General features: G+C 64.7%; 15 protein-coding genes. 5 read left to right on the forward strand and 10 right to left on the reverse strand.

What is annotated here, in order from left to right:
- Window positions 1–70: 70 nt before the first annotated feature.
- From ABZY89_RS03255 to ABZY89_RS03275, 5 genes are all read right to left on the reverse strand, one after another.
- The gene (locus ABZY89_RS03255) at window positions 71–838 is read right to left on the reverse strand and encodes an SDR family oxidoreductase (protein ID WP_355224585.1); all 768 of its coding nucleotides are present in this window, start codon (window positions 836–838) and stop codon (window positions 71–73) included.
- Window positions 839–1,458: 620 nt separating this feature from the next.
- Entirely contained in the window at window positions 1,459–2,280 is an 822-nt protein-coding gene (gene surE, locus ABZY89_RS03260; protein ID WP_355224587.1) for a 5'/3'-nucleotidase SurE, read from the reverse strand.
- Window positions 2,281–2,284: 4 nt separating this feature from the next.
- Window positions 2,285–3,457, reverse strand: a complete 1,173-nt coding sequence (locus tag ABZY89_RS03265; protein WP_355224589.1) for an FAD-dependent oxidoreductase — start codon at window positions 3,455–3,457, stop codon at window positions 2,285–2,287.
- A 32-nt stretch (window positions 3,458–3,489) separates the two neighbouring features.
- The gene (locus ABZY89_RS03270; protein ID WP_355224591.1) at window positions 3,490–4,872 is read right to left on the reverse strand and encodes an NAD-dependent succinate-semialdehyde dehydrogenase; all 1,383 of its coding nucleotides are present in this window, start codon (window positions 4,870–4,872) and stop codon (window positions 3,490–3,492) included.
- A 228-nt stretch (window positions 4,873–5,100) separates the two neighbouring features.
- Window positions 5,101–7,446: a pyruvate dehydrogenase gene (locus ABZY89_RS03275; protein ID WP_355224593.1), complete on the reverse strand. Its 2,346-nt coding sequence runs from the start codon at window positions 7,444–7,446 to the stop codon at window positions 5,101–5,103.
- Between the two features lie 654 nt (window positions 7,447–8,100).
- Here ABZY89_RS03275 and ABZY89_RS03280 point away from each other — a divergent pair.
- From ABZY89_RS03280 to ABZY89_RS03290, 3 genes are all read left to right on the forward strand, one after another.
- Complete coding sequence (locus ABZY89_RS03280) at window positions 8,101–8,571, forward strand: aldehyde dehydrogenase family protein (RefSeq protein WP_355224595.1); 471 nt, start codon at window positions 8,101–8,103, stop codon at window positions 8,569–8,571.
- 104 nt (window positions 8,572–8,675) lie between these two features.
- Window positions 8,676–9,914 carry an alpha-hydroxy acid oxidase gene (locus tag ABZY89_RS03285; protein ID WP_355224597.1) on the forward strand — a complete coding sequence of 413 codons (1,239 nt, stop codon included), beginning with the start codon at window positions 8,676–8,678 and terminating at the stop codon, window positions 9,912–9,914.
- A 389-nt stretch (window positions 9,915–10,303) separates the two neighbouring features.
- Window positions 10,304–11,170, forward strand: coding sequence for an NAD(P)-binding domain-containing protein (locus tag ABZY89_RS03290; RefSeq protein WP_355224599.1), 867 nt, complete (start codon window positions 10,304–10,306; stop codon window positions 11,168–11,170).
- 266 nt (window positions 11,171–11,436) lie between these two features.
- Here ABZY89_RS03290 and ABZY89_RS03295 read toward each other — a convergent pair whose 3' ends face one another.
- Complete coding sequence (locus tag ABZY89_RS03295; protein WP_355224601.1) at window positions 11,437–11,967, reverse strand: hypothetical protein; 531 nt, start codon at window positions 11,965–11,967, stop codon at window positions 11,437–11,439.
- 419 nt (window positions 11,968–12,386) lie between these two features.
- Here ABZY89_RS03295 and ABZY89_RS03300 point away from each other — a divergent pair, with 419 nt between their 5' ends.
- Window positions 12,387–13,604: a cytochrome P450 gene (locus ABZY89_RS03300; RefSeq protein WP_355224603.1), complete on the forward strand. Its 1,218-nt coding sequence runs from the start codon at window positions 12,387–12,389 to the stop codon at window positions 13,602–13,604.
- Between the two features lie 282 nt (window positions 13,605–13,886).
- Here the strand turns inward: ABZY89_RS03300 and ABZY89_RS03305 are convergent, their stop codons facing one another.
- Genes ABZY89_RS03305 through ABZY89_RS03315 form a run of 3 tightly spaced genes read right to left on the reverse strand, consistent with a single transcriptional unit; the run spans window position 13,887 to window position 16,988 of the window.
- On the reverse strand, window positions 13,887–14,741 hold the full coding sequence (locus ABZY89_RS03305) for a 3-hydroxybutyryl-CoA dehydrogenase (RefSeq protein WP_355224993.1): 855 nt from the start codon (window positions 14,739–14,741) through the stop codon (window positions 13,887–13,889).
- 43 nt (window positions 14,742–14,784) lie between these two features.
- The gene (locus ABZY89_RS03310; protein ID WP_355224605.1) at window positions 14,785–15,771 is read right to left on the reverse strand and encodes a PDR/VanB family oxidoreductase; all 987 of its coding nucleotides are present in this window, start codon (window positions 15,769–15,771) and stop codon (window positions 14,785–14,787) included.
- Window positions 15,768–16,988, reverse strand: coding sequence for a cytochrome P450 (locus tag ABZY89_RS03315; RefSeq protein ID WP_355224606.1), 1,221 nt, complete (start codon window positions 16,986–16,988; stop codon window positions 15,768–15,770). The genes ABZY89_RS03310 and ABZY89_RS03315 overlap by 4 nt, the downstream gene beginning before the upstream one ends.
- A gap of 323 nt (window positions 16,989–17,311) precedes the next feature.
- Here ABZY89_RS03315 and ABZY89_RS03320 point away from each other — a divergent pair, with 323 nt between their 5' ends.
- A complete protein-coding gene (locus ABZY89_RS03320) occupies window positions 17,312–18,577 on the forward strand; it encodes an Nramp family divalent metal transporter (RefSeq protein ID WP_355224608.1) in 1,266 nt (421 codons plus the stop codon).
- 38 nt (window positions 18,578–18,615) lie between these two features.
- Here ABZY89_RS03320 and ABZY89_RS03325 read toward each other — a convergent pair whose 3' ends face one another.
- A complete protein-coding gene (locus tag ABZY89_RS03325) occupies window positions 18,616–19,941 on the reverse strand; it encodes an MFS transporter (protein WP_355224610.1) in 1,326 nt (441 codons plus the stop codon).
- Window positions 19,942–20,201: the final 260 nt, after the last annotated feature.

A 20,201-nucleotide genomic window follows, 5' to 3' on the forward strand; every position in this document is an offset into this window, starting at 1 on the left:
TCCCTCGACGCAACTAGGCGGCCCTAGACGTCGGACCACCTGGCGCGGTGACCCGACGATGCCGACTTGCCTAGATGGCGCCACTGTCCCAGCGCGTGCGGCTGATGCCGGCAGCGATGCCCTTGTCAATAGGGATTGCGAGCCCAGACAGGACGGGGCAGTCGTCGGCGACGAGGAAATGCACCATGGCGGCGACGTGCTCTGCGTCGATGATGCCGCCGAGCGCAGCCGCGTCTCCGAGGACCTTGGCCTCCTGCGCGCCGGCCGGGAACGAGTACAGCATCGGGGTGTCGACCGTGGTCGGGCAGACGGCGTTGACCCGGATGCCACGCGGGCCGAGCTCGACTGCGGCAACCTTGGTAAGGCCGACAACCCCGAATTTCGACGTCGCGTACGACGCGTACCCGGGAATGCCGAACACGCCAGCCACCGAGGACGTGTTCACGATGGCCCCGCCGTCGCTCATGTGCTTGCCGCCATGACGCAGCCCGTTGAGGACACCGAGGGTGTTGACCTCGAGGTGCTTCATCAGGTGGTCGGGTTCGGTGTCGGCGATGGTGGCCGGATCAAGTGCGATACCAGCGTTGTTCACCAGCGCGTGGATGGAGCCGCGCCGACCGGCAATGTCGGTGAAAACCTGCTCCATGGCGACGCTGTCCGACACATCGACGCCGATGCCGAGGCCGCCGGTGGTGTCGGCGGTCTCCCTGGCCGAACCCTCGTCGAGATCAAGACCGACCACGAACGCGCCGGCTTCCGCCAGCCGGACGGCGCATGCCCGGCCTATGCCGGATCCCGCACCGGTGATTACGGCGGTCTTGTCGTCGAGCTCGAACATAGTCACTCCTCGATCTGGTCGATGATGAAGGTCGTGTCGTACGCGAGGGTCTCGTGCCGCACCTTCGTGTCGACTTCGTTGGATTTGTGATCGTGGTCACGCACCTAGCGGACATTCGATGAACCTAACAGATGTTCGGGATCTATCGCTAGAGAGCTGGTGATAAAGTCCTGAACCGGCGAAGGTGTAATGCGGATGACGCCTACCATCCGTTCGGGGATGGGGCGTTTCACACATTCAGAGTATTCATCCGACACGCTCGCGACCGTCCACTTGCGTCGAAACAAGCCAGTCCCGCCCCTGCCGCATGGTGCGACGGGGGCGGGACGATGTCAGTCGGCGACAGACGGCTTCAGATGTCGAACGCTCCAGACTCAAGGGCGGGTCCTGACTGAATCGCCCGGCTTTCGTGGAGCCTCCGCTACCGGGCCGCATCATCGGGTTGCGGATGCACTCTGCCTTGAACCGGACGGCCAGAAGATCGCGGGACACGTCGAGAACGCCGTCGACTGGTTCGACCACCGACGACTTCACGGCGAGAGCGGGTTCGCCCCGCCCGCACTAGGCCGAGACCGGCCAGGAGTCGCCCTGAGAGCGCGGCTCGCCGATAGACGGCATGGTCAGTCCAGGGTGACGTCGCCCGCGCGGGCGATGATGTCCTCGACCCAGGTACCAGAGTCGTGCCCTGCGGGCCGGCGGTCGGCATCGATCGGCGTGACACCGACGACGCCACTGATCACGGCGTTGAAGTCGGTGCCGTCGTCCTTCTCATACGGGGGGTCAGGGAAGTCGGCGGATGCGTACGGCGCAACGGTCCACTCGCCGGCGGAGACCCTGACTGGGGACACCCGCGCCTTGTAGTACCGGCGCCCCAGACGGGTGGCGCGAGCCGTGGTTTCGATCGGCTCGTGCGGCAGATTGACGTTGAGGAAGACACGCTCGAACGCGTCCGCCTCTTCGAGAGCCTCGACGAGGCGAGCCGCGTACCTGGTGAGGCGGTACTCGTGGTCGGAGTGGTTGATGAAGGGGGCCCCGCCGGCGGTGCCCTGCTGGGAGAACGCGATGGCCTTCACCCCGTGCAACGCAGCCTCGGCCGCTGCGGACACGGTCCCCGACATGTTCACGTCGTCGCCCAGGTTGATGCCGATGTTGATGCCCGACACCACGACGTCCACCTCTGGCCACAGGCTCTCGGTGAAGAGTCCGACGCGTGTGCAGTCAGCCGGGCGCCCCGAGCAGGTATATATCGCGTTGGGGTCGCCGAGTCCGGTGAGACGCTTGAGTGTGAGCTCAGGTCGGATGGTGACCGCGTGACTCGTGGCGCTGCGGTTGCCGTCGGGAGCGACGACGGTGACATGATGACCGGCCTCGATCAGCGAGTGGCGAATGGCGGAAAGTCCTGGACTGTCGAAACCGTCATCATTGGTCAGCAGAGCGTGCACTGTCTCAGCCCTCCGGGTAGAGGCTCGCCCGATCCGGGACGAGCTCGGTGGCGAACGAGAACGTGGTCGGTTCGCCGTTGACGATCCACTCGGCCGCGGTACGGCCGACGGCCGGGGCGTTGGTGAGACCGACGCCGCCGAGGCCTCCTACGGAGATGATGTTGGGTCGGTCGTGGTACGGGCCGATCTGGAACCGGCCGTCTGCGCTGACCGGGTACAGACCGGACCAGCCGCCGGCCAGACGGAGGTCGTCCCATCCCTCGAAGCGGGAGACGATCTCCTCGCCGACAGCCTCGGCGTAGTCCATGTCGACCTTCTCGTTGAAGTTCTCGGGGTCAATGGTCTCCCCCGTGTCTCGGATCTCCTGGGTGTGGAGACCTGCGAGAAGGGAACCCGGCCCCTCGGTGCGGACCCAGAGCGACTCCTGGCCGGAGCCGGGCACGTAGGTCTGGACGGCGGGGATCCGACGCTCGGGGCGGTCCTCGAACTCGACCATGCAGATCTGATGGCGCTCGTTGACGATGTTCTGACGGACCCCGAGTGCTTCCGCGACGAGTGGTCCACTGGGCCCGGCGGCGTTGACGACGATGTCGTAGGTGCCGAGGTCCGAGTTGTCGGTGCCGATCAGACGTACTTGGCTGCCGACCTGCTCGGAGTGAGCGACGGAGGTTCGGTTCCGGACCTGGGCGCCGAGCTCGACGGCACGGAGACGGAAGGCCTCACAGAGCTCGTGTCCGTCCATGTGCCCGTCTTCGGCGCCGTAGAGGCCTCCAACGAAGTCGTCGACGCGCATGCCAGGCACCAGCGCGGCGAGTCCGGCTTGATCGAGGAGCTCTCCGGGTACCCCGAGCTCGTCCTGGAGTGCTCGAGCGGCGGCGTACGCCTCCATGTGCTCTTCGGTCTTGGCAACACGGACGTACCCACGACGCACCAGTGAGAAGGAACTCCAGGTGGAGAGTCGGTCCAACTCCCTGCCCCCAAAGGCGCGGAGCTGCAACTCCTCCATCTTGTTGGTCTGGCGGTTGAATATGCCCGCCGACCGACCCGATGATCCCTCCGCCGGGTGGCGGGCCTCGAACACGACGATGTCGGTGAATCCGAGTTCGGCGGTGTACATCGCCGTGCTGAGGCCTGCGGCTCCGCCGCCAACGATGGCGATACTGGGGGTGCTGGTCATAGTGACCCCTCCTGCGTTGAAGTGTGGCTGCTTCAGGAACCGGCAGGCACGTAGATGAGTTTGTGGTTGAGGAACTCCTCGATGCCGGACGGGCCGAGCTCCCGGCCGAAGCCAGAGCGCTTGGTGCCGCCGAACGGCATCTCGGGCCCGCCGCCCTCGCGCTGGTTGATGAAGACCATGCCGGCGTCGATGCGGCTGGCGATCGCCTCAGCCTCCGCGACGTCCGTGTGGAAGACCGCCGCTCCGAGTCCGAACGGGCTCTCGTTGGCGACACGGATGGCTTCCTCGACGTCCGAGACTCGGTGGATCACCGAGACCGGGCCGAACAGCTCCTCGGAGTAGGCGCGCGCCTCACGGGGGACGTCGACGAGGATGGTCGCCTCGAAGTAGGCGCCGTCGCCGCCGGGGCGACCGCCGCCCACGATGGCCTTCGCGCCGTGCGCGATGGCGTCCTTGACCTGCTCGTGGAGCTCGACTGCGGCGGATTCGGAAGACATCGGGCCGAACGTGGACGCCTCGTCGAACGGGTCGCCGGGGTTGTGGGCCTCGAACGCTGCCTTCGACTTGGCGACGAACTCGTCATACAGCTCATCGAGGACGATGAACCGCTTGCCGGCGTTGCACGACTGCCCACCGTTGCTCATGCGGGCCTTGGTGGTGTGGACGACCGTGGCGTCCATGTCGTCGGTCGACACGATGAGGTAGGGATCCGAGCCACCGAGCTCCAGAACCACTTTGGTGAGGTGCTTTCCGGCGAGCGCGGCGACTGCAGAACCCGCGCGCTCACTACCAGTCAGGGAGACGCCGGCGATACGGGGGTCGGCGATGACGGACTCGAGCTGGTCGTGCGTGACGAACAAGTTCGTGTACACGCCGGCGGGCGCGCCAGCATCCACGAACAGCTTCTCGAGCTCGAGGGCGGACTCGGGACACTGGGACGCATGCTTGACAAGCACGACATTGCCTGCCACGACGTTCGGCGCAGCGAAACGAACGACCTGGTAGTACGGGTAGTTCCACGGCATGATGCCCAGCAGCGCGCCGGTCGCCGTCTTGCGCACGTAAGCGCGAGACCCGTCGAGCGACGGGACCGGGACGTCAGCGAGCAGAGCGACGGCGTGGTCGGCGTAGTACTCGAGAATGGCGATGCAGACGTCGAGCTCACCCTTGGCGTCGACATGGCGCTTGCCCATCTCGCGAGAGATGGTGGCGGCGAGCTCGTCCTTGCGATCCTCCATCAGGCGAGCGACGCCTCGCAGGACGTCGACACGAGCCGACAGGTCGGTGCCTCGCCACTCGCGGTAGGTCTTGTGCGCCGTCTGAATCAGCGCCTTGAGCCCATCCACAGGAACGGCGTCGTAGGTCGCTTCGACCTTGTTGTTGGCGGGGTTGGTCAGCACGAACTGAGATGCCACGGCTCTATGGCCCTTCTACTTCGGAACGGTTGGGACGCGCTGTCGACGACGAGCGCGAAGTCTGAACAAACATGACCCTATCAGTCGTTAGGGAGATGCTCAATGGATCATCGCATGCGGTCATGGGCAGCCATATCAGCTCTATGCCGGCGGCCGTCGTTGCGGCCAGGCCGCCCACCCCGACTTCGATCGGGCACCGAGAAGCCCGATGGGGTCGGCCGGATTGCCTCACCTCCCGATGAGGTCGAGCGCCGCCGTGGCGATCGCGTCGGCGCCGATGCCGTGCAGACGGTACGCATCCTCAACGCTGGACGACTGGCCGAACTCGGAGACGCCAAGACAGCGGATGCGGTCGCCTCGAGCGCCGGCCAGGAACGACAGCGTGTGCGGGTGCCCGTCCAAGGCGGTGACCAGAGGCGCGGGTCGATGGGCAGGAAAGAGCGTGTCGATGATGTTCCCGGCCCCGCCGTCGAGTCGACCGCGCTGCTGGAACGAGCGGAAGACCAGGTCAGGGCTGGTCAGGCAGATGACACCGGCGTTCACGCCCCGATCGCGAAGGCGCTCGGCCGCCGCGATGACCTCGGGCATGAGGGCACCGACGCCGACGAGGGTGACGTCGTCGGGTGCTGCGTCGTTCCCGCTGATGCGATAGCCGCCGGCGGCGACCTGCGCGCGCCTGCGCTCCAGCAGGTCGGCCTCGCCCGGCAGCTGCGAGAGTGCCGGGTCGATGGGGCGGGTGCTGAGTCGGAAGTACGAGGACGTACCTCCTTCGATGCCAACCTTCGACATCGCCTCGAGAAACGTCCACTCGAGGTCCTGCGCGAATGCAGGCTCCCATGCGATGCAGTTGGGTTGCTCGAGCCCGATGGATGGCGTGGTGATGGACTGGTGAGCGCCGCCCTCTGGTGCGAGCGTCACTCCCGACGGAGTGCCGACCAGAATGGACTGCCCTCCGGCGTAAATGCCTGTTGACCAGGGCTCCAGCGCGCGACTGACGAACGGGTCGTAGATGGTCCCGATCGGGATGAGGCGCTCGCCCCACCGGCTCCAGGTCGCACCGAGCTCGCCGAGCAGGCTGACCAGATTGACCTCGGCGATGCCGAGCTCGACGTGCTGGCCGGCCGGCGCCTCGGACCAGCGCAGGAGCCGCTCCGCATCGTCCGCGAACCAGTCGTGGCGCTCGATACTGGACCAGACACCGGTCTTGTTGATCCACCCCCCGAGATTGGTCGAGGACGCAACATCGGGGCTACAGGTGACCAGACGTGCGGCGACATCTGGGGCAGTGCGCGTCAAGTCCGACAGCAAACGGCCGAGCACCGCCTGAGTGGACATCGGCTTGCGCCATGCCTTGCCGAGCGATCGGGGGAAGACCATCGGCGGCGTCGCCGCCGTGTAGGGGCGCTCGAGCGCTGCGGCCCGCCGACGGCAAAGCTCGTGTTCAGCGGTTCCGTCAGCGAACACGGCCCACGGATCGTCGACCGAGGCGTCGCAGGTTTCAGCAAGGGACTCCATCTGCGGAGGAGTCAGCAGCGCGGAATGGTTGTTCGGGTGACCCTCGGTCGAGAGGCCGCGACCCTTGATGGTGTAGGCGAAGATGACGGTCGGCCGATCGTTCGCGACAGCGTCGTACGTGTCGAGCAGCAGCGGGAGATCGTGGCCGCCCAGATCGCGAATCGCATCGCGCAGGGTATCTCCGTCGAGCCCGGCGACGAGCGAGCGAAGTGCATCACTGCCTGTGTTCGTGACGATGCGGCGCACTGTCTCCGAGGAGTCCGCACGCAGCAGACGCTGATACTCCTCGTTCGGCATGGACTCCAAGCGGTTGCGGAGCTCGTCACCACCGGGCCGTGCGAAGATCTCGCTGATGAGGCGGCCCCACTTGAGCGTGATGACCTGCCAGCCAGCGGCGGCGAACATGCCTTGCAGACGCTCGATCTGGATGTCGGGGACTACCCGATCGAGCGACTGACGATTGAGGTCTACGACCCACAGCAGCTCGCCCATGCTGGCAACAGCCGGGTCAGCCACGGCCTCCCAGATCGCACCCTCGTCGAGCTCGGCGTCGCCGAGGAGGCTCACGAAACGACCGGCCTTCGGCGCGCTCGGGAAGTGCGAGTGGACATACCGGTGCGACATCGCTGCCCAGATGGCGGCCGTTGCGCCGATGCCGACCGAACCAGTGGAGAAGTCCACGGTGTCGGGATCCTTCAGGCGGCTCGGGTAGCTCTGGAGTCCGCCCTTCTCACGCAGGGTCGTCAAGTACTTCCGGTCCAGGTCACCGAGCAGGTAGTTGATGGCGTGCAGGACCGGCGAGGCGTGCGGCTTCACCGACACGCGGTCTTCGGCTGTGAGCTCGTGGAACCACAGCGAGACCATGATGTCGACCATCGACGCCGAGGACGCCTGGTGCCCGCCGACCTTGACTCCACTCCCGTTGGGGCGACCATTGTTCGCCGCGTCGACGATGGCTGCAGAGACCCAGAGCACTCGGCGGGAGATCTCGCGAAGAGTGTCGACCGTCTCAGGCGTCACGGCGTCGTCGACGGAAGCGGTCAGGTCGGTCGTCGTCATGTCGGATCCTCACTGTGTGGCGAATGGCGCCGACTCGCCGTGGCGCCATTCCTGACCACGGCGCCGGTGTGCGGCACCGCCATAACCCTAACGTACGTTAGGTATTTTGGGAACCAGCCAGCCCAAGTAGGGTCCTACAGGTCGTCCTCGTCGAACTTGGGCGCGAGACCGTGGGCGTACTGAATAGCGTCGTTGCTCGCGCCTGCGGCGATCATGGACCATGACCCGGGTCATGCCGATGATGTCGGCCTCCAGGGACGCATCTGCGCCGAGGCCGGAGCCGTCCACCTGACAGGTGGTCGCCACCACGGGAGTTGAGTCCATCGGCGCTGGCCAGATCGCTCGTTTGCCGGTAGGTTCACCCCGAACGTTTGTTAGGAGCGAGTAAGTCTCAATGAAGGGTCAGACCGACGTGGACCGTGGACTCGTCCGATCGCCGTGCCGACGGTCCGGCGGAGACGCCGTCCCCGCCGCCAGCATCCCTAAGCGTCGCGGCGACTCGGCGGAGGGCATCACCGGCCGCCGCGTTCAACACCACTCCTCGTCCGCCGAGATCGACCGCACACACCGGCACGACCTGAAACTCTCCGCGGCCGACACCAGCCTGGCGTTCAGGCGCGTCGCCGAAGCCCACATCCCGAGAGGCCATTGCTCGTGACCAGCGCCCTGGAATCCCTCAACGCATCTCGCGGCGTCCACGTCGACGGTTCGTGGCGGCGCGGCGGCGCGGGCCTGTTTGACGTCGAGGACCCAGCCGATCGTTCGTTCTCCGCCCAGGTCGCTGATGGCGACGTCCGCGACGCTACTGCCGCAGTCGACGCCGCGGCGGCGTACTCGGCCTGGCGCTCGACGGCACCGCGGCAGCGCGCCGACAACCTGCGCCGGACCTTCGATCTCATGCATCGCGACATGGCCCAGCTCGCCGAGCTCATCACCCGCGAGAACAGGAAGTCACTCCCTTACGCTAAGGCCGAGGTCGGATACGCAGCCGAGTTCTTCCGCTGGTTCCCCGAGGAAGCCGTTCGCCCCCAGGGCGACTACGGGCCGTCGCCGGCGGGCACCACTCGGACCATCGTGACCCACCGGCCCGCCGGGGTAGCCGTACCCCTCAGACACATGTCTTGAATGCGTCAATCGAGTCTTGTACCGATCGAGCACGTTGGTCTTCCACCGGGTCGTGTGTGAGCGACCGGTCACGGCCGCTTCGTTACGAAAAGAGGTTGTAGTTCATGGTTCAGCGTCAGTTCCCGAATCCGCGCGAGGTGTTCGACCTCCTGAAGTTCAGGAGGCCGGTCCTGAACAGCAAGCGGCGTCGACTCGAGTCGGCTCTGACCATTGCCGACCTTCGACGCATCGCTGCGCGCCGTACGCCACGCGCCGCTTTCGACTACACCGACGGGGCGGCCGAAGGGGAGATTTCGCTCGCCCGTGCGCGCCAGGCGTTCGAGGACGTTGAGTTCAACCCCCGCGTGCTCCGCACAATGCAAGACGTCGACACCACCTCGATCATCCTAGGTGCGCCTTCGCGCCTTCCTCTGGCGATCGCTCCCACTGGGTTCACCCGGCTCATGCAGACAGAAGGTGAGATCGCAGGCGCAGGCGCAGCAGCAGCCGCAGGCATCCCATTCACCCTCTCAACGTTGGGCACGACCTCTATCGAAGATGTTCAGGCAGCCAACCCGAACGGGCGAAACTGGTTCCAGCTGTACGTGATGCGTGACCGTGAGATCTCCTACGAGCTGACCCGTCGAGCGGCAGCCGCAGGGTTCGACACTCTCCATTTCACAGTCGACACCCCGGTCGGCGGTGCTCGGCTCCGCGACAAGCGCAACGGCTTCTCGATCCCGCCCCAGATCACCTTGGGAACGATGCTGAATGCGCTCGTCCGCCCGTGGTGGTGGTGGGACTTCCTGACCACACCGAAGCTGGAGTTCGCGTCCCTGACTACTACAGGAGGCACAGTCGGAGAGCTCATCGACGCCGCCATGGACCCGACCATCTCGTACGCGGACCTGGACATCATCCGCGACCTGTGGCCAGGGAAGATCGTGGTCAAGGGAGTCCAGAGCGTCGACGATGCAAAGCATCTGACCAGTCTGGGCGTCGACGGCCTCGTCTTGTCCAACCACGGCGGACGACAGCTCGATCGCGCGCCGGTCCCGTTCCATCTCTTGCCAGAGGTGGTTCGCGAGGTGGGCGGTGACGTCGAGATCGGCATCGACACCGGCATCATGTCCGGCGCAGACATCGTCGCCGCCGTCGCACTCGGAGCAAACTTCACCATGATCGGCCGCGCCTACCTCTACGGGCTGATGGCTGGTGGACGCGAAGGCGTCGATCGAACGATCGAGATCCTCGAGGACGAGATGACACGAACGATGAAGCTGCTCGGCGCCTCAACCATCTCGGAGCTGGAGCCTGGTCACGTCACGCAACTGCAGCGTCTGATGGCCCGCCCAACGAGATAGCCGTCGTCGACTGCGCGAATCGTGACGGGCCCGACGCGGCCTCGCCTCGAGCACGATGGCACTGCAGGGTCGGCGACGGCCCAGCCGATGCACACGTTTCCCGGAACTGCATCGGCCGTTTCAAGAGCGCGTCCTGTCCGAAGCCTGCGCGTCGCGGTGGCGTATCGGGCGGCACTCCCATCACGTGATCGCTCCGGGCAGTCCCGCGTCAAATGAGCCGTCGAAAGGCAGCGTCGGCTGGCCAGACCCGCTCGCGCAGGCTCCGTACGATCGGTAGGAACTTGTTCGATCAAACCTCTCCTCGGCGCAAGAGAGCCCTATTGCCAGTGAGGAGAAAATGAGATTGACTCAGCCTAACACTCGTAAGTTTACGGCGACAGGATTCGGATATGACTTCGGACCAGCACATTGCAATGATCGGTTGCGGAAACATCGGCGCGGCGCTGGCACGCTGCTGGCGTGACAGCGGGCGCCACGTAACGGTCTGGAACCGGACGCGCTCGAAGGTGGAGACGATCGGCGGCGATGGCATCTCCATCGCGGACTCCGTCCAGGCCGCTGTTGACGCAGCGCCTGTCATCATAGTCAGCGTCTCCACCTACGCAGACGCCGAGGAGGCACTCCGCGGTGTCACCATCGACGGAAAGACCGTGATCAACCTGACCACGGGAACTCCTACGTCTGCCACGACGCTGGACGCCGACCTTCGTGCTCGCGGCGCGCGGTACGCCGATGGTGCACTGATCGCCTATCCCCAGTTCATCGGCACCGATTCGGCCCAGATCATGCTCGCTGGTCCCTCGAGCCTCTGGGAGGCCCATTCCGACCTTCTCCTGACGGCCGCCGGCGGGTCTCGCCATGTCGGGCAGAGCGTCACCTCGGCCAACGTGCTCGACGTAGCGGTCGTCGGCGCGTTCTACACGTCGGCGATTACCGCGTTCATCGAGAGTTCGGCGTACGTCTCCGATCACGGCATCGAGCCATCCGTCCTCATCGACACGGTCACCCCGCTCCTGTCGATCCTTGCACCAACGATCGAGGGCCTCGCTGCCGCCGTCGCCACCGGTGACTTCACCACGGACCAGGCGACCCTCTCTGTGTATGACGACGCCGCCACCGCCTGGGTAGCGGCAATCCGCGAACACGGACACCGTGCGGCCATGCTTGGGACTGCGTCCGAGCTCCTTGCCTCTGCCCGATCCGCCGGCCACGGCAACCTCAGCATCGGTGCAACGGCTCACCTCGCGAAGGTGTGATCCCGGACGCCACCAAAAACGGCGCAGCCTTGGAATGGGTAGCGTGGGACACGACGGCTCCTTCGGTGGCGGAGCGGTTCCTAGACGGCTCCACTCCACACCGGGGGCCTTCGTCCATCTGTGTCTCAATCGCGTCGTCACACGATCTCAACCAACGCGACTGGCCATCACGCCTAGCACGCCGCCCAACGGCTCACACGAGCCGGCCCTGCAGGTCGCCGCAGACCCATAGCGCACTACCAGGGGGCAAGGAGTGGCCCGATCCATCAGCCCGATCCCTCAGGTGACTGATCATTGGGTGCGCCGCGTTTGCGGTCAGGTGGATCCGCATCCGCGTCGCCGAAAGCGACCTCGGCAGAAACGCCCCACGCCACGGCCATCGCGACCATCGCCTCGATCGGTTCTCCACGGTCTTCGTCGACGACCGACTCACCGTCTCGCACCTTCTCTCCTCTCCCGCCAACACCGTCGGCCTGGGTGAAGCCATACGTGCGTCCGTCCGGGCCTCGGAAGTGGCGGTACGCGACTGTGTCCGTACGGACGATGTCCCCGAGGAGTACGCCGCCGGCATCAACGACCGCCGCGGACGCTTCGTCGATGTCGTCTACGAAGAAGCCGAATGCGATCCCTCCGTTGAGCCCGTGTTCCGGCACATGGACGGGCGCCAACAGCTCGAGACTCGAACCGTCGGGAGCCCGGAAAGCCGTGAATCCCTCGACCTCCCAAGCGGGGTCGGAGTCGAGCAGCCGGGCAAAGAACGCTCTCATCGGCGCGAAGGTGCTCTCATCGGCGAGCACGGCGTGCCAGCCGATTCCCTGGATCTTCATGTCTTCTCCTGCGTCTGCGGTGACTCGGAGACCTTTGACAGATCAAGTTCGACCATGCCAATTGATTCCTCTACGAGACAATATCTCTCATCTGTAGGTCAAATGACCTGAGCGCCGATCTGTCTCACGGAACGGGAGACACTGCGCACAGATTGAATCCCCACATCAAGAGAGAACTTGACACCCATCCTTGACGTCGCTCGCTCCGGTGACTACGGTCACACGAACGGAGACAATTTGTCCTACCAACAAGACGTGACGCCGAGTGGGCACTGATGCCCCGGTCGAAGGTCGTGCATTCAAGAAGGATCGCGATGACCGCCGCTGGCCACCCTCACTCGTCAAGCCTGCACCGCCCCTCATGACCGATGATGCGAGGAGACCTTGGAATGAACGCTCACTTCGACGCTACCGAGGCACTGCGACCACTGAAGAGCAGCCCGAAGTCAACCACGGCCGACGCGTACGCGGACGTACTAGCCCGATGCCCTGTCAGCCGGGTGCGTATCGACGGCTCTGATGTCGACTGGTGGGGTGCACTGGGGCATGCCGAACTGCAGGGGGTTCTTCGCGACTTCAGGTCGATGAGTAGCACAGTGGCGACCGAAGCGGATGGGACGACCCCAGCGATCTTCCCCCTGTTCGCCGACCCGCCGCTGCATACCGGCTACCGCAAGCTCCTCAACCCAAACTTCCCTGTTGAGGTCGTTGGGCGCCTCGAGGCCGGCAACAGGGCCATCGCCGTCGAGATGATCGACGACATGATCGGTCGGGGCCGGGCCGACTTTGCCAAGGGTTACACCTCTCGGTTTCCCACTCGAGTCCTGTGCCGTTTCCTCGGTGTTCCGGACGAGGACTGGCCCGTCCACCACGAGTTCGTGATGGCGACTGGCGAGCAGGTGGGCTTCGCGGTCAGCGGCCAGGACGACGAGCAGGCGTTTGTCGACGCGATGTTCAAGGTCCTGCCCTACGTCCAGAAGGTCATTGACGACCACCGGGCGAACCCGCGCGAGGACATCGTCAGCAGCTTCGTCTCCGGAGAGATCAAGGGTCGCTCCCTGACAGACATGGAGATCAGCAAGCTCATCATCGCCATGATGCTGGCGGGACATGGCACCACCACCGCGGCCTTGTCCAACACAGTGCTGCGGCTCGCGCTCGACCAGGATCTCCAAGACCGCTTGCGCGCCGAGCCGCACCGGATCCCCGACGCCCTCGAAGAGAGCCTGCGCCTCGACACGCCTCAGCAGACCCTGAGCCGGAAGTGCATCAGGGACACCGTCATCGGAGACCAGGCCATCTCCGCCGGTGAGTACGTCCTCACGAGCTACGGGTCAGCGAACGTCGACCCAAGGAAGTTTCCGGATCCCGGGAAGTTCGATCTCGACCGCCAGGACAAGAGCCACATGTCGTTCGGGTTCGGGCTGCATGCGTGTCTCGGCCAGCACTTCGCCCGAATGAACATGCGCCTTACGCTCGAGGAACTGCTCGCTCGCACATCCTCGTTCGCGGTCGCTGGAGACGTTGTTCGTCGGAGCTTCCCCGTACTTTCGGTCGACGAGATGCCACTGGAGTTTCGCCCCGCAGACGGGCCGAGCATCTCCTGAGACTTGGCCCGGGTTACGAACAGTGGGTCGCACCCAATGAGGGTCTTGCTGCCCGTACCTCCGAGACCGGAGACCTGCCAACCGTCCTATCGATCTCCAGGCCCGTGATTGGCTGAGACACCCACCCCGGAGGTGCTGGTTGACAAGAGATTCATTGCCCAGAAAGTGGCGATCCCGCTCCGGTCGACTGCACCAGCCGTTGTGCCTACGGACATTCCGGGGTGGGTTAAGTCGGCCGAACGCTCAATCGGGCCGCGAACAGGCGAGGACTTGGAACCGCAATCAGGCGTACAGATGAAAGCCGCGGCCGCTCTTTCGACCGAGCAGGCCGGCGTCGACCATGCGGGCGAGCAGTGGCGGGGCTGCGTACAAGGGTTCCTTGAACTCCTCATAGAGTGACTCGGCGACAGCCCTGACTGTGTCGAGGCCGATCAGGTCGGCCAGCGCGAGCGGTCCCTGTGGGTGTGCGGCTCCGAGAACGAGGCCGTTGTCGATGTCCTCAGCAGAGGCGAATCCGGATTCGAACATCCGAATCGCCGAGAGGATGAACGGGATCAACAGGGAGTTGACGACGAAGCCGGCGCGATCCTGGCAGTCGATAGCAGTCTTGCCGAGGTCGTCCTGGACAAAGGCGCGGGCACGCTCGGTGATGGCTTCGTCGGTCATCAGCGACGGTACGAGCTCGACCAGATTGAGCACGGGGACAGGGTTGAAGAAGTGCACGCCGAGGACGTGCGTCGGGCGCTTCGTCGCGACCGCGAGCTTCATGATCGGGATCGAGGACGTGTTGGACGCAAGGATTGCGTCCGGGCTCTTGACGATCTCGTCGAGGTGGCGAAATAGATAAGTCTTGGCCTGTTCCTCCTCGACGATCGCCTCGATGACGAGGTCCCGGTCGGCGAGCGCCGCGAGGTCCTGGACCACCCGGATCCTCGCGAGCACCGCGTCCGCAGCCGCGACCCTTCCTCGGCTCTCGGCTCGCTTGAGCGAGTCCTCCAGCCTCTGGCGGGCGGCTTCAACCGCGGGGGGCGATGACTCGACGACGATGACGTCCTTGCCAGCGCGAGCGTTGACCTCTGCAATGCCCGACCCCATCAGGCCGCCTCCGACCACACCAACTCGCCGAATGTCGCTCATACTCTCGCTCCTTCTCGCGTCCGCACAGCATTGACCGCCGGCATTACAGGTCCAGCACGAGCTTGGCCCCACGGCACCGAGAGACGCAGATCATCATGCGATCTCCCGCCTTGCGCTCCGCATCAGAAAGCACGGAGTCACGGTGGTCGATGTCGCCGACGAGGACCGTCGTCTCACACGATCCACAGGTGCCCTCGGCGCAGGAGCTGATCACGTCAGCTCCTGCGTCCTCCAAGACGGACAGCAGAGTCTGCTCGGCTGGAACCTGCAGAACAGTCCCGCTCTGCGCCAGCTCAACCTCGAATTCTCGGTCGGCATCAGAAGCTAGCTCGAGGTCGCTGCGAGCGCTGAACCGTTCGACCCTGAGCGCCCCGTCTGGCCAGTGGGCAACTCGCTCCTCCACCGCGTCGAGCAAGGGCGCCGGGCCGCAGCAGTAGATGAGCGTCCCAGGCGCAGGGTCCGCGAGCAGCCGATCGAGATCGAGCAGGCCGACCTCGGACTGCGGAGCGATCTCGATCCGGTCACCGAGACCAGCGAGCTCATCGGCGAAAGCCATCGATTCACGTGTTCGCCCACCGTAAACGACCCTGAACTCGACGCCAGCCGCGCGAGCAGACGCGATCATCGGGAGAATCGGAGTGATTCCGATACCCCCGCCGATAAATAGGTAGCGTGAAGCTGGACTGAGCGGGAAGTGGTTCCGCGGCCCGCGAGTGGTAACCAGGTCGCCCTCCCCCAGTCGTTCGTGAATCCATCGCGATCCACCTCGCCCGTCGGGCTCCAGCAGCACCCCGACTCTCCATGCAGATCTGTCCCCCGGGTCACCGCAGAGAGAGTACTGACGCACGTTCCCATCAGGCAGCACCATGTCGATATGGGCTCCAGGAGCCCAGACCGGGAGTTCCCCGCCATCCGCGTCCGTGAGCTCCAGGGCGACAACGTCGTCAGCCGCCGCCCACTTCCGTACCACACGTACGGTCCGCTCCTCGCGCGTCGCCAGCTCCACACCATCCACCTCGAGCATGGTCATTCCACACCTCCTGTGCCAGACGCCTGGGTCGCGAGCGGCATCTGGAGGACCGACAGCACAGGGTAGCTACGACGCCGGACCTCTCCATCGATACGCAGGCTCGTCGTACGCCCCAGCAGTTCCTCGATGAGAATCCTGAGGTCCAGCCGCGCCAAGTGCTGACCCAGGCAAGCGTGAAGGCCGAAGCCGAAGGACATGTGGCTCTTGTCCTCCCGGTCGATGTCGAACTTATCCGGGTCTGAGTAGTGGCCCGGGTCGACATTGGCGGACCCGTAGTTGACAAGCACGTTCTCACCGGCGCCGATCGTCACATCGCCAAGCTGGGTGTCGGCGAGACACTTACGCGAGAGCGCCTGCTGGGGCGCATCGATCCGCAGGCACTCCTCGATGGCGTCGGGGATGCGGTGCGGTTCGTTACGCAGACGCTCCTGGAGTTCGGCGTCCCGGGCGATACGCAGGACGGTGTTGCCGAGTGCGGCCGTCGTCGTCGCGTGCCCGGCGAGCATCATGGCGATGATGAGCTTGGTGATCTCGAAATCTTCCAGTCGGCGGCCAGCGACCTCGCCCCTGATGAAGCTGTTGACGATGTCGTCGCGCGGCCTCTCGCGGTGGTCGGCGATCACCTTCTGGATATAGGGGATGATGTCGCCGAACGGCTTCTCCAGACCCCGCTCGAAGCCTTCGGTATCCGGGTCTGCCAGACCGTTCGTCAAACGGTCGACCGCCATGACGAACTCGTGATGGACCGGCCAGTCCGAGTCGGGCACGCCGAGGAAGAGGCAGAGGACGCGGGTCGGATATGGGAAGGCGATCGCAGATGAGAAGTCCACAGTCCCTTCCGCGACGACCGCTTCTACCATCTCGATCGCGATCTTGCGGAGCTCGGGCTCCAGACGCCCCACCACCTCGGGCGGGAAGTTGGGGTTCAGGAGCTTGCGGAAACCCGTGTGCAACGGCGGGTCGGCGAACAGCGGAATGATGGCCGGCGTGCCGTCCTGCTCCGTCGTGACGGTGCTGCTCATCTCCTTGAAGTTGCGGAGCGTGGTCTTGAGCTCCTCATACCCGAGCGCAGCCCACCAATCCGCAGACGAGCCCTCGACTTTGACTCGGGATACCGGACACTTGGACAGCACCTCCGGATATACGTCGGCAGGGCTGATCGTCGGATCGGTGTCGAGACGACGCATCGCCTCCGTTGCATTCCAGCGGGTTGTCATCGCATCCTCCAGCGCGTGTAGCTCCACTCGCACATGAGCATCCTCCTGGGACTCGCCCGGACCAGTGTCGTAACCAGTGTGCGGCACCGTCTCTTCAGACGGACATGATGTCCTCTATGCGTGACGATACTCACAGGCATCCGCGGGCGTCAAGAGTTAGGGAACGCCACTCACCAAAGCGGCGGCCCAGCCCACCCGACGGACCCACACGGGCCGTTGTATCCAGCCGGCCCGACCCACCGCAGCAGCGCAGAACGCAAAGTACCAACGACCGAACTGAACACCATTGCCACAATAAGTCTGTGATGCTAGACATCTCATCCATGTCACAAGACTTGTCTCAAAGTTCAGTCGAGCAGGCAGCGACCCATTGGCGCATCATCGGCCCCGGGCTCGTCGCCGCTGCCACAGGAGTCGGTGCCGCAGACCTGATCGCCACGCTGATCGCGGGAAGCAAGTTCGGCTATCTGCTGCTGTGGTGCGTGGTCGTCGGATGCATCATGAAGCTGGTACTGGTTGAAGGTGTCGGTCGGTACAGCCTCGTCAGCGGTCAGACGATCTTCGACGGCTGGGCGAGTCTCGGCCGTTGGACCAGCTGGTATTTCGCCCCGTTCATCGTCATCTGGGGATTCATGTGCGCCAGCGCTGTCATGGCGGGTAGCGGGCTTGCCCTCCACGCACTGCTCCCTCAGTTGTCGACTGCAACCTGGGGCGTGATCTCAGGCCTCGTCGGGCTGGCGTTCGTGTTCTCAGGCCGGTACGGCTTTTTCGAGAAGTTCTGTGCCGCGATGGTCGCCGTGATGTTCGTGACCATGATCTACGCCGCCGCACTCACCGTGCCGAACCTGCCCGAACTGACGAACGGCCTGGTCCCACGGATACCCGACGACGGTCTCATCAACGTGCTTTCGTTGGCCGGAGGCCTCGGCGGAACGGTCATCCTGGTCGCCTATGGAAACTGGATCAGGGAGAAGGGCTGGCACACGCCGGCGCACATGCGATTGATGCGTTTGGACAACACGGTGGCGTACGTGATGACTGGAATATTCGTGGTCTCTACTCTCATCGTCGGCGCCGAACTGCTCTACTCTGCCGGGCTCGCCATCGATGACGGGGACCGCGGGATGGTCGATCTCGCTGCGGTGCTGAGCGAGCGGTACGGAACGTTCGCCGGCACCATCTTCCTCATCGGCTTCTGGGCGACGGCGATGTCAACGCTGGTCGGCGCCTGGAACGGGGTCTCGCTCATGTTTGCGGACTTCGTTGGACAGCTTCGCGGGCTCACCAGCGAAGACCCGGAGCGGGGTTCCAGCGGTACGACCTACAAGATGTACGTGCTCTGGATGACGTTTCCTCCGATGCTGCCGCTGTTCGTGGGCAAGCCCGTCTGGTTGATTCTCGCCTTCAGCGTCCTGAGCGCATTCTTCATGCCATTCCTGTCGATCACGCTCATGCTTCTACTGAACAGCGAACGAGTGCCACGCGAGTGGCGAAACGGTTTCATACGAAACCTGCTGATGGGGGTGGCTGTCCTCGCGTTCGTCGCACTTGCAGTTGACCAGCTGACGAACACCATCGGCGGCGGCTGAGCCACCACCGAACGCGGCCAGGCGAGCAGCCACCCACGTCAGCTTGCGAGTTCTGTGCCCCTGGTCTCGGGCGTGAACGGTGCGACGATCAGGCCGAGGATGTAGATGAGACCGATTGTCGTCGCAGCGACGCCGTACCCGCCGAGGGCCGAGATGATCGCTCCAGCGAGCAGCGGTCCGAGGAAAGCAACGAAGCGAGCCGCATTGAAGACGAAGGCCGCACCCGTCGCACGCAGGTGCGTCGGGTAGAGCTCGGGCAGCCAGACTGGCATCCAGGTGTACTGGCCAAGCGTGAAGAAACCGTTGATGACCAGCACGACGACGACCAGGCGCAGGTCATGGGTCCACAGGAACAGAACGGGCGTAAGGATGAGCGACGCAGCAAAGTAGACCATCGTCGCGGGCCTGCGGCCCCAACGATCAGCGATGAACCCGAAGCAGATATAGCCGGCGATTCCGCCGAGGTTGTAGATCATCCCGGCCGTACTCGCCCACACGGTCGCATCTGCACCGGACTTGTCAGCGACCCCGCCGACATAAGCGGGGATCCAGGTCGAGATTCCCCACCAGGCGAGTGTGGTGGTGAGCGACATGAGAGAGCCCAGGACCGTACGCCTCCTGAGCTCAGGGTCAGCGAAGATCTGCCGCAGGGTCAGCCGGATGTAGGAGTTCTCCTCCCGAGTCAGGGTCTCGCGTCGAGACCGACGAAGCGACCGCCGCCGAGCAGCGGCCGCCTCCCATTGCTCGGACTCGGGAACGCTGCGGCGGAGCCAGAGCGCGAAGAACGCGGGCAGCACGCCGATCAAGAACATCATCCGCCAAGCCTCGGGACCGGTCGACCCGATGAAGTACCAGCAGGCGGAAGCGATGAAGAAGCCGAGGCCCAGGCCACACTGCATGAGGCCGGCAGCCTTGGCACGTGCATGGCTCGGCCAGATCTCGGCGACCAGAGACGCACCGGTTCCCCATTCGGAACCGAGCGCGAGCCCGGTCAAGAAGCGAAGCACGAGGAACGAGGTGAGGTCCCAGGAGAGCGCCGTCAGCCCAGTGAAGGCCGCATAGAGAACGATCGCGAGCAGCAGCGTGCGCCGCCGACCAAAGTAGTCGGCGACAACCCCGCCGACGATGCCACCGATCCCCCACCCAAGAAGCGTCACGGCGATCGTGGCACCGCTGAGAAAGGCGACCGACGGCTGAGAGGCGTCGGGCTCCAACGTCGCGAGCACGGATCCCACGGTCAAGATCAACGCGTATGTCTCGAAACCGTCGAACAGCCAACCAAGGTTTGCGGCGAACAGCGAGCGCCATTGTCTGCGCGTCACCCCCGCACGCCACGATGGCCGTTCAATGCTCTCGCTCTTCATCGCCGCCTCCAACACAGTCCCGTATATAGGACATGCACTCTCTCTATTTGGACAGCACTGCACCGTAGTCGTCCTTGCACTCCACAGCAAGACCCCCACGCAAGGGCAGCGCGGCCCCACACCGTGTCGCGTCAAGCCAGGCAAAGAGGCCGCTACGCCAATCGGAGGGCTGTTGCGAGCCGACGCGATCGACTACCTCTTGACGTCCAGTGACGTCTGTCACTAGTCTCACATAGCATACATTCGGTCCTCGATACAGA

This window comes from Nocardioides sp. NPDC006303, assembly GCF_040613175.1.
In the GTDB taxonomy this organism is placed as follows: Bacteria; Actinomycetota; Actinomycetes; order Propionibacteriales; family Nocardioidaceae; genus Nocardioides.